Genomic DNA, 13,317 nt, shown 5'->3' with positions numbered 1-13,317 from the left:
TCTACACTCGGTCATTCTTTGATACACGGAGGTTTTGTCATGCGGCGCGTGGTGTTCAATCAGAAAGGTGGTGTAGGCAAATCCAGCATTGCCTGCAATCTGGCGGCGGTCAGCGCGAGCGAGGGGTATCGCACGCTGTTGGTGGATCTCGATGCCCAGGCCAACTCCACTCAGTATCTGACCGGGCTCACCGGCGACGACATCCCGATGGGCATTGCCGACTTCTTCAAGCAGACGCTGTCCTCGGGGCCGTTCTCGAAGAAGAATCAGGCGGATATCTACGAAACCCCGTTCGACAACCTCCATATCATCACCGCCACCGCCGAACTGGCCGACTTGCAGCCCAAGCTTGAGGCCAAGCACAAGATCAACAAGCTGCGTAAGTTGCTCGATGAGTTGGCCGAAGATTACGACCGGATTTACCTGGATACGCCGCCGGCGCTGAATTTTTACGCGGTATCAGCGCTGATTGCTGCTGATCGAGTGCTGATTCCCTTCGATTGCGACAGCTTCTCGCGTCAGGCGCTGTACGGTTTGATGGCTGAGATCGAGGAACTGAAAGATGACCACAACGAAGGCCTGGAAGTCGAAGGCATCGTGGTCAACCAGTTCCAGGCCCGCGCCAGCCTGCCGCAACAGATTCTCGACGAGCTGATTGCCGAAGGATTGCCGGTGCTGCCGGTGTACCTGACCAGTTCGGTGCGCATGCGCGAGTCGCACCAAGCCAGCACGCCGCTGATCCACCTCGATCCGCGCCACAAGCTGACCCAGCAATTCGTCGAATTGCACAACCTGCTCGAAGACCATTGATTCCCTGAGCAACGCAGATCCCCTGTAGGAGTGAGCCTGCTCGCGATAGCGGTGTGTCAGTCACATAGATGTTGGCTGGACGAACGCCATCGCGAGCAGGCTCACTCCTACAATTGGTTCGGTGGTGTGTCAGATGCCCTGGCTACGCAGCCACGCCATCAATTGCGGCAGCGGGAATGCACCACTCTGCCGCGCCACCTCGCGGCCGTTCTTGAACAGAATCAGACTCGGAATCGAGCGAATCCCCAACTGCGCCGACAACTGCTGATTCGCCTCGCTGTCGAGCTTGGCCAACCGACACTTGCCTGCCAACTGTGCCGCCGCCTGCTCGAACACCGGCGCAAACGACTTGCACGGCCCGCACCAATCCGCCCAGACATCTACCAACAACGGCAGATCGCCCTTGATCTGACTGGCGTAATCGCCTTGCTTGAGTTCGAAAGGCTTGCTCAGCAGTACTGCGGATTTGCAGCGTCCGCACTTGGGTTGATCGGCGAGACGCTCGGCGGGAATGCGGTTGAGGCCGTTGCAGGAGGGGCAGGGGATGAGGAGTGGGGTGGTCATGATTGGTTCTCTGATAGGCAGTCTATAGAACTGATTTGGAGTCGATCTGCCAACTTATCAATGTCGCAACTGCTCACATTTTTCTCAAAACCGTTCCGGGATCGATGGCTAGTCTGAAGACCAATTCGGCGTTTTACGCTTGTCGTGAGGAGATCGCTTTGTCTTTATCTGCGTGCTACTTTTGTTGCACTAATCCAGGAATCGATGATTCCCATGCATCAAATCGGAGCGCCATAATGTCCGTAACTTCCAAGATACGCCGCCAAGGCGGCGCTGCCGTCATTACGATTCCGCCCACGCTTTTAAAGTTGTTGCATCTGGAGGTTGGCGCACAGCTAGAGCTGAATGTGGTCGATGGCGAACTGATTGCTCGTCCAGCCGTAGCCGCTACGCGTAAGCGTTATAGTTTGTCCGAGCTACTCGAAGGCGCAGAAGAATTGCAGAAACTTAACGCTCAGACTAGCGAGACTCTTGAAGGTGATTCTGTCGGCCGGGAGCTGGGTTGATGGTGCGCCGACAGCCCCCTCAGCGGGGTGACGTTTACTGGATTGATCCAAACCCGGTGGCGGGGCGGGAGATGATGAACAGACATCGCTTTGTGGTGATTACGCCCAGAGAGATCAACGCATTGGGCGTGAGCATGACGGTGCCTGTTACTAGCGGTGGGAATTTCAGCCGGAATATGGGTTTGGCGGTGGCCATTACTGGCCACGAAACCAATGGTGTAGCGGTGTGTAATCAGGTTCGCAGTTTTGACATAGAACAGCGGGTGCGAGACGGCACGGCCAAATTCATCGAGCGACTGGATGACGTGACAATGTCTGACATCGTCGACCGTGTAATCAGCGCAATCGACCCGCTAAGCTGAAGCGCCTACGAAGAACAACTGATCTCCAAATGCTTGCCCCATTCCGGCGGCCGCTCCGCATAACCCTCCATCCCCGGCTGCTCCTCAAACGGTTTACTCAGCACCGCATGCAGTCGGCGTACCTCGGCGTAATCCCCTTGTTCCGCCGCATCAATAGCCTTTTGCGCCAGGTAATTGCGCAGGATGTACAGCGGATTCACCGCGTGCATCCGCGCTCGGCGCTGCTCTTGATCGGCGTCGCCATCGCGGGCAACCCGGGCGATGTAGCGCTCGCCCCAAGCATCAAAACCTTTGATGTCGACGAAATCATCACGCAAGCGGGCGACTGCCTGCTGAGGTGAGTCTTCGCCAAGTCGGCGGAAAAACAGCGTGTAGTCGACGCCGCTGTTCTGCATCAGTTGCAGCAAGTCTTCCAGTAGCTTCTGGTCATCGTCTTCAGCCGTGATGAAACCAAAGCGTCGGCGCATCAGGTCCAGGTAGTGCGCCTGAAACAGCGGCAGATACAAACCCAGCGTCTCGCGCAGGGCTTCGACACTGATAAACGGCGTCAATGCCTGCGCGAGCGCGCTGAGGTTCCATTGGCCGACCGGCACCTGATTGCTGAACGAATAACGGCCCTGATCATCGGAATGGTTGCAGATGAAGTTGGCGTCGAAATCATCGAGGAAAGCGAACGGGCCGAAGTCGAAGGTGATGCCGAGGATCGACATGTTGTCGGTGTTCATCACGCCATGGCAGAAGCCGTAGGCCTGCCACTTGGCGATCAGTTCGGCGTTGCGCTCAACGATCTCGCGGAACATCGCCAGATACGGTTCCGGCTGCTCAAGGCATTCAGGGAAATGCATGGCCAGCACGTGCTCGCCGAGTTCTTTCTGTTGTTCGGGACGCTTGGTGTAGTAGAAATATTCGAAGTGACCGAAGCGGATGTGGCTCGGCGCCAGACGCAGCACCATCGCCGCGCGTTCCTGCTTTTCGCGCCAGACCGGGGTGTCGGAGCCGATCACGCAGGCTGCCCGCGAGGACGGAATGTTCAGCGCGTACAAGGCTTCGGAAGCGAGGAACTCGCGGATCGATGAGCGCAGCACCGCACGACCGTCGCCCATGCGCGAAAACGGTGTCTGCCCGGCGCCCTTGAGGTGCAAGTCCCAGTGCTCGCCGGCTGCGTTGTAGACCTCGCCCAGCAGCAAACCGCGACCATCACCCAATTGCGGCGTGTAGCCGCCGAATTGATGCCCGGAGTAGACCATCGCGCGCGGCTCGGCATCGGCCCACAGTTTGTGGCCGCCAAACAGTTCGGCAAATTCCTGTGTTTCAGCGGTCGCCGGATCGAGATCCAGCAAGGCCAGGGCTGCCGGGCTGGCGACGACCAGGCGCGGATTGTCGATCGGCTCGGGCAGCACGTGGGCGGAGAACGCGTCGCCGAGGCGGGCGAAGCGATTGTCGAAGGTCAGTTCGTCGAGGGCTTTCAAGGGCCGGCTCCAGCAGAATGTCCGAGCATTCTGCTGGGAATAGACCGGTTAGTCGAGTTTGCTCGACGGCGGCTCTTGCAGCGGTTTTTGCTCGTCGGGCACCGCCACGATGGTTTTCGCGTCCGCCTCGATCGGCACCAACTTGTATTCCTGGCCGTGCAGGTTCTTCAGGTAAACCTCCATCTGGCGGAACGAAATGTTGATGTGCTGCTTCTTGAACTCGCGATTGATGAAGCGGTTGACCTCATCGAGCACCGGGTTGCGGTCGCCAAGGTCGCGCACGTGCATGCGCAATTCGTGGTCGAGGGTGCTTTCGCCGAAGTTGAGGAAGTACACGTGCGGCTCGGGTTCTTTGAGCACGCGCGGGTTCTCGCGGGCAGCCTTGAGCAGCAGTTCCTTGACCAGATCGAGATCGGAGCCGTAGTCGACGCCGAGTTTCAGCGTGACGCGGGTGATGGTGTCGGTCAGCGACCAGTTGATCAGTTGCCCGGTGATGAACGTCTTGTTCGGGACAATGATGTCCTTGCGGTCGAAGTCGGTGATGGTCGTGGCGCGGATGCGGATCTTGCTCACCGTGCCCGAGAGGTTGCCGATGGTGATGGTGTCACCGATCCGCACCGGGCGTTCGAAGAGGATCATGATGCCGGAGATGAAGTTGGCGAAGATCTCCTGCATACCGAAACCGAGACCGACCGACAGCGCCGCCACCAGCCATTGCAACTTGTCCCAGCTGACGCCAAGCGTCGACAGGGTCGAGACGAAACCGACACCGGCGATCACATACGACAGCAGCGTCGTGGTCGCGTAGGCACTGCCCTGCGCCAGATTCAGCTTCGACAACACGAACACTTCAAGCAGACCCGGCAAGTTGCGCGCGAGGGCGAACGTGATGCCGATGATGATCAGCGCGCCGAGCATGTCGCCGATGCTGATCGGCACCATGCTCATGTTGGCGCCGGTGCCGCTGGTGTATTCGTAGAGGGTGATGTTGTCGAGGTACGAGAACACCGAAATCAGGTCCGACCAGACCCAGTACAGCGCGGCGATGAAACCGCCGAGCAAGGCCAGACGAATCAGGCGCAGGGACTGTTCGTTGACCTTTTCGATGTCCAGGGTCGGCTCTTCGATTACCGCTTCGCCGTCGCCGGCTTCTTTCGCCGCCTGACGTTTGGCCAGGGCGCGCTGATAGGCCAGGCGACGCGCGGCGACACTCAGGCCTCGGACGAAAGTCGCTTCGATCACCAGCCAGAACATCAGCAGGTACAAGGTGTTGATCAAGCGGTCACTGAGTTTCAGCGCGGTGTAGTAGTAACCGAAGCACACCGCCACAAACAGGGCGATGGGTAGCAAGGTGAACATCACGCCCACCACTTTACGGAACAGCGAGGCGTTTTCGTGGGCCGGGCTGCTGATCAGCAGACGACTGAGCAGCCATGCCATCAGGGCGTAGCAAATCAGCACCACCGGCATTCCCAGCACGTCGTCGGCCAATGCCGCCGGTTGCAATTCGGCCACGGCGACCACCGCCACCAAGGCCAGAACCACGAGGCCCAGACGACGGACCCAGCCCTGGAGGAATTCGACCTGGGGTTTTTCCCAGCGAAAGTGCAGTTCCGCCACGCCGCCCGGCGCCAGGATCCGGTAAGCGGTGTAGAACACCAGCCACGCCTGACCCATTTGCAGGAGTGCCGCGCCCATGTTGGCGTTTTGTCCCCGGGCATCGATCTGCAGGGCCAGACCACACAGCGCCAGACCCAAGGCTACTGGCATCGCCAGCAGAATATTGATCAGAATCGCCTGCGGCGTGTGCCATTGGCTGTCACGTTTGAAGTGACCGATGTCCTGGTGAACCTTGTTGAGTTTTCCGTAGAGACTTTTGCGACGCCACAACAGCGCGCCGATCAGCAATGCCAGGGGCAGGAACAATAGCGGGCGCTGGGTCAGGCCGTCGGTCAGCTCACTCAGGCTGGATGCCCACGGCAGTGTGTCGACCTGCCGCTTCAGACGCTCCGGCACACCGCGCATCCACTCCACGTCCAGCGGTTTGTTGCTGGGGATCCAGAACATCTGCTCATCGAGGGTCGCGCGCAGGCTTTGCGCGGTGCTCAGCAGTTGTTTCTGATTGAGTTGCAGGGTGATCGATTCGTTGAGCACCGCGCTCAGTTCGCGGTTCAGGCGCTCCAGCAAGTCGGCGCGGGTATTGGCCAGATCGAGCAGGCTCTTGCGCAGTTGCGGGGTGATCTGTTCCGGCGGCTGGGTCGCCAGCAGGTTGTCGACGTAAGTCGCCGGGTTGCTGAGCAATTCGCGTTGCTGGCTGACTTCGAACTGATACAGACGAATGTCGGCGATCTGGTCCGCCAGGTCGCGGTCGACCTTGAGGCGCGGCAGGGCTTGTTTCTGTTTATAGAGGATCTTCGACAGCAGCAGGCTGCCCTTGAGCACGTTGATTTGCTCGTCGAGGGCCGAATCGCTCTGGGTCAAGGTATCGAGTTGCTGCTTGGTCTGCAGATTCTGCTGGGTGACTTCGTTGAGGCGGTCGGTACTTTTCAGCAGGTAGTCGGAGAGCTTGAGGTTGGCCGTGCTTTCGCTGGCGAGCAGGCTGCTGCCACCGGCCTTCTGCGCTTCGATCGATTGCTGGGTCACGGTCTCCTGCGATTGCGCCAGACGCTTCTGGTTGATCAGGGTCTGCAGTTCCTGAATCTCGCGGTCGAGGCGGTCGGACTTTTCCGAGAGCAAGTCATGCTGAGCATTGCCCAGATCCTGCAACTGGCTGTTGCCGGCCAGTTCCTGACGGCGCAGCGGGATCAGCGCATTCAGCGCGGCAAGCTCGGCGTTCAACTGGTCGCGCTGCTCGGCGCTGACGGTCTTGCCCGCGTCCTTGCCGGACTTGAGGATGTTGTTGATCTGCTGAATGCGCGTCTGGCTGGCGGAAATTTCCGCCTGCGCACGCTCCGGGCGGGTCTGCGCGGTGATGATCAGGCTGTTGGCGTCGGCCAGGGCTTTTTGCAGGTCACTTTGCTGGGTCGAGCGATCGGTGAGGATCTGCTCCAGCTGCGGAATCGATTCGCGCGGGAAACGCTGCGCCACCGGCACCACGGCGGTGGCCTTGAGACGCGTCAGCTCGCGGGCGTTTTCGATGGTCTGCTTGGGCGCCGTCGCCAGTTGCTGTTTGAGATCGATCAGCTTCTGTTCGTAATCACGCTGGTTGTTCAGCTGATTGAGGGTGTTCTGCAGGACGGATTGCAGGGTCTTTTTGTCGGCATCCGGCAGTTTGCTGTCGGCAAGCTTGTCGAGGCTGGCCTGTACGGCTTCGCTGGACGGCGGTTCGGCGGCGTACAGCGGGCCGACAGTAAGACTCAGGCCCAGCAGGGCCGCGGCGAAAAAGGAGCGCAGGGTAGGCATAGAGACCGGTCAAGCAAGTGAGAGTGGACGCAGTTTAGAGGAAGAGTCCGGGGCCCGGGCGACTTCCTTCGGGGAATCTGACGCCCACTTTGCCAATCTTGTTCCCGTCCATGACCGCGACCGTCCAGTGGGTGTTATTCCACTCCACCTGGTCACCGACGATCGGTGCACCACCGACTTTATGGGCGATGAAGGTGCCCAGGGTCATGTCCGGATCAATGCCTTCAGCCGGCAACCCGTAAAGCGCTGCAACCGCTTTAAGCTGGGCGTCTCCTTCGAGCACGAAGTCGCCGAAGAAACGCAGATCGAGACCGCGTTGCGGCGCTTGGCTGAAGAGTTTTCCGAGCGCCGGCAAGTTATGTTCATGGCCGATAACACACAGCAAATCATCGACTTCCAGCACCGTACTACCCGACGGATGGAGCAATTGCTGGCCACGAAACAGGGCCGCGATGCGCGTGCCTTCGGGCATTTTCAGCTCGCGCAGGGGCGAACCGATGCACCATTTCTCCGCGCCGAGCTTATAAACGAACAACTCCCACTCGCTGGTGACGTGAACTTCCAGCGCCGCCCGGGAAATCGGCGCCGGCTCCGGCGGTACCGTCACTTTCAACAGCTTGGCAACCCACGGCAGGCTCGTGCCCTGCACCAGCAGCGACACCAGCACGATGAAGAACGCGAGGTTGAAGTACAGCTGCGCATTCGGCAGCCCGGCCATCAGCGGGAACACCGCCAGAATGATCGGCACCGCGCCACGCAGGCCGACCCAAGAAATAAAGGCTTTTTCGCGACCGTGGAAGGCCTTGAACGGCAGCAGGCCGACCATCACCGACAGCGGCCGCGCAAACAGAATCATCCACAGCGCCAGACCGAGGGCGGGCAGGGCGATCGGCAACAAATCATGCGGCGTCACCAGCAGCCCCAGTACAAGGAACATGCCGATCTGCGCCAGCCACGCCATGCCGTCGAGCATGTGCAGAATGCCGTGACGGCTGCGCACCGGGCGGTTGCCGATCACCAGGCCGCACAGATAAACGGCGAGGAAGCCGCTGCCGTGGAGGGCGTTGGTCAGGGCGAACACCACCAGACCGCCAGCGATCACCAGAATCGGATACAGGCCCGCCGCGAGGTTGATGCGGTTGACCATTTGCAACATCAGCCAGCCGCCACCGAGGCCGATCACACCGCCGATGCCGAACTCGCGGATCAGGTGCGTCAGCAGGCTCCAGTGCAGGCCGGTCTGGCCGCTGGCGAGCATGTCGATCAGGGTCACGGTGAGAAACACCGCCATCGGGTCGTTGCTGCCGGATTCGATTTCCAGGCTGGCGGTGACCCGTTCGTTCAGGCCTTTGCCGCCGAGCAGCGAGAACACCGCGGCGGCGTCCGTGGAGCCGACGATGGCGCCGATCAGCAGGCCTTGAATCAGGTTCAAGTCGAACAGCCATGCGGCCGCCATGCCGGTCAGCCCGGTGGTGATCAACACCCCGACCGTGGCCAGCGATAACGCCGGCCATAACGCCACGCGAAAACTCGACACCCGCGTGCGCAAACCGCCGTCGAGGAGGATCACCGCCAGTGCGAGGTTGCCGACCAGATAGGCCGTCGGGTAGTTATCGAAAATGATCCCGCCGCCATCGACCCCGGCGGTCATGCCGACCGCAAGAATAATGACCAGAATCGGAATGCCGAGACGGGAGGAGAGAGAACTGACGAGAATGCTTGCACCTACCAGCAACGCGCCGATCAAGAACAGGCTGTTGATGGTCGTCGCATTCAAAGGCACTACTCCAAAGACATAAAGACGGGCGCAAACTGACCATGCAGTCTGCGTGCCAGCGATTCTAACCTGTTGAAATGTGATGCTGTCAAAAAGCTTTTTGCGTTGGCATCACATTGAACGTTTGCCGAGTGATGACTGTGGCGAGGGGATTTATCCCCGATGGGTGGCGAAGCCGCCCCAAACGCTGAGTGCGAGGTGTATCAGATACACCTCGCGCGAGGGATTTACGACTGCTGCGCAGCCGATCGGGGATAAATCCCCTCGCCACAAAGGAGCTTCTTCAGCAGTTAGAGGCTGAAACGCCCAACCATGTTGTTCAGATCCAGCGCCAGCCGCGACAGCTCGTTACTCGCCGCGCTCGTCTGGTTCGCGCCGGTCGCCGATTGCACCGACAAATCACGAATGTTCACCAGGTTGCGATCCACTTCGCGCGCCACTTGCGCCTGCTCTTCGGCCGCGCTGGCGATCACCAGGTTGCGTTCGTTGATCTCGACGATCGCCGTGTTGATGGTGTCCAGCGACATGCCGGCGCCACGGGCGATGTTCAGCGTCGATTCGGCGCGCTCGGTGCTGTTGCGCATCGAATCCACGGCGTGCTCGGTGCCGCTCTGAATGCTGCCGATCATCCGTTCGATTTCGCTGGTCGACTGCTGGGTGCGGTGCGCCAGGGCACGCACTTCATCCGCTACCACGGCAAAACCACGACCGGCTTCACCGGCACGCGCCGCTTCGATCGCCGCGTTCAGGGCCAGCAGGTTGGTCTGGTCAGCCAGGCCACGGATCACGTCGAGCACCTTGCCGATGTCACGGGATTCATTGGCCAGATCACCGATCAACGAGGCCGTGCTCTGCACATCGGCGCTCATGCGTTCGATAGCGCTGACCGTTTCCTGAACCAGATCACGACCGTCACCGGCCGACGTTGTGGCGTTCTTCGAGGCTTCCGACGTGCTCACGGCGTTGCGTGCGACTTCTTCCACGGCGCTGGTCATTTCATTCACCGCGGTGGCCGCTTGCTCGATTTCGTTGTTCTGCTGCGTCAGGCCGCGTGCGCTTTCATCGGTGACGCTGTTCAGCTCTTCTGCTGCCGACGCCAGTTGCGTGGCCGAACCGGAAATCCGCTGCAGGGTGTCACGCAGTTTCGCTTGCATCTTGGCCATCGCCGCCAGCAGGCGACCGGCTTCGTCGCTGCCATCGACGTGAATCGGCTGGGTCAGGTTGCCTTCGGCGATGGTTTCCGCAGCGTCCAGTGCTTTGGAGATTGGTTTGGTGATACTGGTGGTCAGCAACCAGGCGAAGAGAAAGGTCAGGCCGGTCGCGATCACCAGCAACGTCACCACCAGATCGAACGCCGACGAATACTGATCGGCTGCTTGCTGATTGGTCTCGCTGATCTGCTCGCCGTTGATCTGCATCAGGCGGTTGAGCACGGTGTTCATCGCTTCGGAATTGTTGAGCAACTCGGTGTTGAGCAGGTTGCGCAGCTCGTCCACCTGATTGTTGCGCGACAGGCTCTTCATGCGGTCTTCGATCTGGCGATATTGACCAAGCAATTGCACGTACTGGTCGTAGGCCGAACGTTCCTCGGGGCTGCCGATCAGTGGCTCGTAGGCCGTTTGAGCAGCGCGGATCTGCTGGTTGCGCATGTCCAGCAACTCAACGGTCTTCTGCTGCACGTCCGGTTCGCGGTTGACCAGCAAACGGTACGACAACACCCGCAGGCGCAGGGTCAGTTGGGTGAACTCGTCGAGGTTTTTGATGCTCGGTACGCTGCTCGACGAGATGTCCTCGGCGGCGCCGCGGATTTTGCTCATCTGGTTCAGGGCGAACACGCCAAGAATCAACATCAGGCCGCCGATCAGGGCAAAGCCGGTGAACGCCCGAGGGGCGATATTCATATTGCGAAGGGACATGTGCGGATACCAGGAAGGGCCGCGTCCATGCGGGCTGAAACTGCTGTATGGGTGACTTATCGGTCAGCCCAATGAACTCTTTAGTCCATGTGCGTATTTGTCGCAGACAGCCTTGATCGACGAAGTGCAGGAACAAGATCGGCAAATCACAGTCTTTAAAGCTCGCGGGAACGCTCGCCCGCCAGGAAAATCAAGGCCTTGCGCCGGTTTAACCCTGGCATCCGTGGTGACTTTTCTTTATCGTACGCGCCCTTTGAAAATGCCTGGAAGATCAAAATGTTGGAAGCATCCCTCAGTCAATTGGAACAGCTCGTCAGCGACCTGGTGCAACAGAACCAGACCCTGGCGCAAACCAACCAGAATCTGTCCACGGAACTGGCTCAGGCCAAGGATGAAAACGAAAGCCTGCAACTGAACCTGATGGAACAGGAAGAAAAGCACGGCGCCACCGCAGCACGTATTCAAGCCCTGGTTGATCGCGTCAACGCCGGTCCTGTCAGCGCATGAACCACCACACAGCAGGGGTAAAAGTCATCTCCATTCTCGGGGAGGACTATTCGATCAAGGCACCGGCCGGGGAAGAACAGACCCTGCTGGACGCGGCACTGATGCTCAAGGCCGCTTTGGCCGACACCAAGCGCAAATACCCGACGCTGATCGGCGACCGCTTGCTGGTGCTGGCAGCGATGAATCTGTGTTCGCAGCAGATCGAAATGAAGAAGCTGCATCAGGAAGAACTCGACCGTTACCAAGAGCAAGTCAGCGCCACGGTCGACACCATCGCCAAGACTATCGGCCAGCAAGGCTGATGAAGGTAAAGGGCGCCTCTGGGTCAGGAGGCGTCACTATCTTCGAAGCAGGCAAATGATCATCCCTTTTCCCAAGTGGCGTATTTGACCCATAGGTGGCCGTCTTTTTGGTACCACACTGAGTCTGCCACGCTGATGTTTCCGTTCGAGTTTATGTAGTCACCCTCGCGTATAAGATTACTGAGCTCCTCGTGGGTAATTGAATGTGTGGTGGTGGAGGTTTCGCCAGTGTCCAAGGTAATTTGGACGAGATAATGGCTGCCGCTCACCTGAAATTCTTTTTTGACGACACTGTGTTTTTCTCCGGCGATCCTGACCTCGTCTCCAACATTCACAAATTTTAGAACGGCGTCGGTTTCCTGGGTGGTCAGTGGCTGTGAGGATTGCAATGGTTCGTCGTGCATGACGGCCCCTCTCTGCTTAATGCAATCGAGTTGTGCGTGCCCAGATTGGCACTTCTCAAAACATACCCAGCTATTCGATGCTTGTAACCTGTTAGATATGACAGTTTTTTCTTGTTTGCATGCGAAACAAGCTGCTGATTGAGATTGATTTTCTGCGTCTTTGTATACAGTCGGCACGACAGTTGCAGTGTTTCCGCCTCTTATCTCCTGGGGGTGCTCCATGCAGTTGTGGCGACGCAGTATTCAATGGCAGCTGATTCTCAGCATGGGCACCGCCCTACTGGTCAGTATCCTGATCGTGGTTGGCATTTATACCCTGGTAGTCAATCGCCTCGCCCAGAGCTATCTGGTCGAGCAAGCCCTGCCGTCGAGCATCGAAGCGACGCGCAACGACATCGAACGTATCCTTGTTCAGCCGCTGACGGCGGCCAAGGACATTGCCAGCAACACCATGGTTCGCGACTGGCTCGCGTCGGGTGAAGACAGCGGCAAAACAGCAGCCTTTGCGCAGTATCTGGAAGGCATCCGCGCCGAACACAAAGCGTTTACCGCTTTGATCATCGGCACCGATTCCAATCATTACATCACCGAAAAAGGCCTGGATCGCACCCTCAGTCGCTCCAAACCGGCCGATGCCTGGTTCTATTCTTTCCTCGACAGCAATCAGCCGCGCACCTTGAATATCGACAACGACGGGGCCACTGGAGAGTTGGCGCTGTTCATCGATTTGAAGGTCGAGCAGGCCGGCAAAGTGGTGGGTGTGGCGGGGCTTGGGCTGAGCATGAAAGAGCTCTCGGAGCTGATCCACAACTTCAGCTTCGGTGAGCGCGGCAAGGTCTATCTCGTGCGTTCCGACGGTTTGATTCAGGTGCATCCCGAAGCGCAGTTCAGTGGTAAACGCACCTTGACCGAGCAGATCGGCGCCAATGCAGCGCAGGCCGTCATGGGCCAAAAAACGGCGATCAGCAGCAGCTTCCAGAGGGATGGCGAAGACTTCCTCGCCTTCAGCCTGCCCTTGCGTGATTTAGGCTGGACCCTCGTGGCCGAAGTGCCGCAATCACAGATCTACGCCGAGGCCCGCAAAGCGATGTGGATGAGCGGCGGAATCGGTCTGGCGGTGGCGTTGGTGTGCCTCGCCTTGGTGGTGTGGCTGGCGCAAGGTCTGGTGCGGCCGATTCGTCAGGTAACAGCCGCGCTGGTAGCAATCGGTAGCGGTGGGGGAGATTTGACCCACCGGTTAGATTCCAGTCGCGCTGACGAACTGGGCGACCTCGCCCGGGGTTTCAACAGTTTCCTCG

Annotated in this window: 11 protein-coding genes and 1 pseudogene; 6 read left to right on the top strand and 6 right to left on the bottom strand. The window is 59.1% G+C overall.

Features of this window, described 5'->3' with window-relative positions:
* Positions 1-39: 39 nt before the first annotated feature.
* On the top strand, positions 40-810 hold the full coding sequence (locus tag ACZZ0B_RS23885) for a ParA family protein (RefSeq protein ID WP_008077595.1): 771 nt from the start codon (positions 40-42) through the stop codon (positions 808-810).
* Positions 811-939: 129 nt separating this feature from the next.
* Here the strand turns inward: ACZZ0B_RS23885 and trxC are convergent, their stop codons facing one another.
* Entirely contained in the window at positions 940-1,374 is a 435-nt protein-coding gene (gene trxC, locus ACZZ0B_RS23880) for a thioredoxin TrxC (protein ID WP_008077593.1), read from the bottom strand.
* A gap of 236 nt (positions 1,375-1,610) precedes the next feature.
* Here trxC and mazE point away from each other — a divergent pair, with 236 nt between their 5' ends.
* Together mazE and mazF are read left to right on the top strand one after the other, a co-directional pair.
* Positions 1,611-1,880, top strand: a complete 270-nt coding sequence (gene mazE / locus ACZZ0B_RS23875) for a type II toxin-antitoxin system antitoxin MazE (protein ID WP_008077592.1) — start codon at positions 1,611-1,613, stop codon at positions 1,878-1,880.
* On the top strand, positions 1,880-2,242 hold the full coding sequence (gene mazF, locus ACZZ0B_RS23870; protein ID WP_041477600.1) for a type II toxin-antitoxin system toxin MazF: 363 nt from the start codon (positions 1,880-1,882) through the stop codon (positions 2,240-2,242). Before mazE ends, mazF begins: the two co-directional genes overlap by 1 nt.
* 5 nt (positions 2,243-2,247) lie before the next feature.
* On the opposite strand, the gene selO is transcribed toward mazF, so the two are convergent.
* The 4 genes from selO to ACZZ0B_RS23850 all read right to left on the bottom strand — a co-directional run bounded on the left by selO (position 2,248) and on the right by ACZZ0B_RS23850 (position 10,806).
* Entirely contained in the window at positions 2,248-3,711 is a 1,464-nt protein-coding gene (gene selO, locus ACZZ0B_RS23865) for a protein adenylyltransferase SelO (protein ID WP_463546383.1), read from the bottom strand.
* 48 nt (positions 3,712-3,759) lie between these two features.
* Complete coding sequence (mscK, locus tag ACZZ0B_RS23860) at positions 3,760-7,113, bottom strand: mechanosensitive channel MscK (RefSeq protein WP_158829946.1); 3,354 nt, start codon at positions 7,111-7,113, stop codon at positions 3,760-3,762.
* Positions 7,114-7,147: 34 nt separating this feature from the next.
* The gene (locus ACZZ0B_RS23855) at positions 7,148-8,890 is read right to left on the bottom strand and encodes a potassium/proton antiporter (protein WP_463546382.1); all 1,743 of its coding nucleotides are present in this window, start codon (positions 8,888-8,890) and stop codon (positions 7,148-7,150) included.
* A gap of 290 nt (positions 8,891-9,180) precedes the next feature.
* A complete protein-coding gene (locus ACZZ0B_RS23850; protein WP_463546381.1) occupies positions 9,181-10,806 on the bottom strand; it encodes a methyl-accepting chemotaxis protein in 1,626 nt (541 codons plus the stop codon).
* Positions 10,807-11,082: 276 nt separating this feature from the next.
* Between ACZZ0B_RS23850 and ACZZ0B_RS23845 the strand changes: the two genes are divergently transcribed.
* Both ACZZ0B_RS23845 and ACZZ0B_RS23840 read left to right on the top strand, forming a co-directional pair.
* Entirely contained in the window at positions 11,083-11,313 is a 231-nt protein-coding gene (locus ACZZ0B_RS23845; protein WP_008077586.1) for a hypothetical protein, read from the top strand.
* Positions 11,310-11,615 carry a cell division protein ZapA gene (locus tag ACZZ0B_RS23840; protein ID WP_008077585.1) on the top strand — a complete coding sequence of 102 codons (306 nt, stop codon included), beginning with the start codon at positions 11,310-11,312 and terminating at the stop codon, positions 11,613-11,615. The genes ACZZ0B_RS23845 and ACZZ0B_RS23840 overlap by 4 nt, the downstream gene beginning before the upstream one ends.
* Positions 11,616-11,674: 59 nt before the next feature.
* Here the strand turns inward: ACZZ0B_RS23840 and ACZZ0B_RS23835 are convergent, their stop codons facing one another.
* Positions 11,675-12,019, bottom strand: coding sequence for a hypothetical protein (locus tag ACZZ0B_RS23835; RefSeq protein ID WP_463546380.1), 345 nt, complete (start codon positions 12,017-12,019; stop codon positions 11,675-11,677).
* A gap of 220 nt (positions 12,020-12,239) precedes the next feature.
* Between ACZZ0B_RS23835 and ACZZ0B_RS23830 the strand changes: the two are divergent.
* Positions 12,240-13,310, top strand: a pseudogene (locus ACZZ0B_RS23830) (HAMP domain-containing protein); the annotation flags it as partial.
* Positions 13,311-13,317: the final 7 nt, after the last annotated feature.

It is taken from the genome of Pseudomonas sp. AC247 (assembly GCF_979258015.1).
This window is presented reverse-complemented; position numbering and strand designations above follow the sequence as displayed.

What these genes read in the sequence shown, in the direction of transcription:
- ACZZ0B_RS23885 (WP_008077595.1), top strand. Translation starts at nt 40, where the DNA reads ATGCGGCGCGTGGTGTTCAATCAGAAAGGTGGTGTAGGCAAATCCAGC.
- trxC (WP_008077593.1), bottom strand. Translation starts at nt 1,374, where the DNA reads ATGACCACCCCACTCCTCATCCCCTGCCCCTCCTGCAACGGCCTCAAC.
- mazE (WP_008077592.1), top strand. Translation starts at nt 1,611, where the DNA reads ATGTCCGTAACTTCCAAGATACGCCGCCAAGGCGGCGCTGCCGTCATT.
- mazF (WP_041477600.1), top strand. Translation starts at nt 1,880, where the DNA reads ATGGTGCGCCGACAGCCCCCTCAGCGGGGTGACGTTTACTGGATTGAT.
- mscK (WP_158829946.1), bottom strand. Translation starts at nt 7,113, where the DNA reads ATGCCTACCCTGCGCTCCTTTTTCGCCGCGGCCCTGCTGGGCCTGAGT.
- ACZZ0B_RS23850 (WP_463546381.1), bottom strand. Translation starts at nt 10,806, where the DNA reads ATGTCCCTTCGCAATATGAATATCGCCCCTCGGGCGTTCACCGGCTTT.
- ACZZ0B_RS23845 (WP_008077586.1), top strand. Translation starts at nt 11,083, where the DNA reads ATGTTGGAAGCATCCCTCAGTCAATTGGAACAGCTCGTCAGCGACCTG.
- ACZZ0B_RS23840 (WP_008077585.1), top strand. Translation starts at nt 11,310, where the DNA reads ATGAACCACCACACAGCAGGGGTAAAAGTCATCTCCATTCTCGGGGAG.
- ACZZ0B_RS23835 (WP_463546380.1), bottom strand. Translation starts at nt 12,019, where the DNA reads ATGCACGACGAACCATTGCAATCCTCACAGCCACTGACCACCCAGGAA.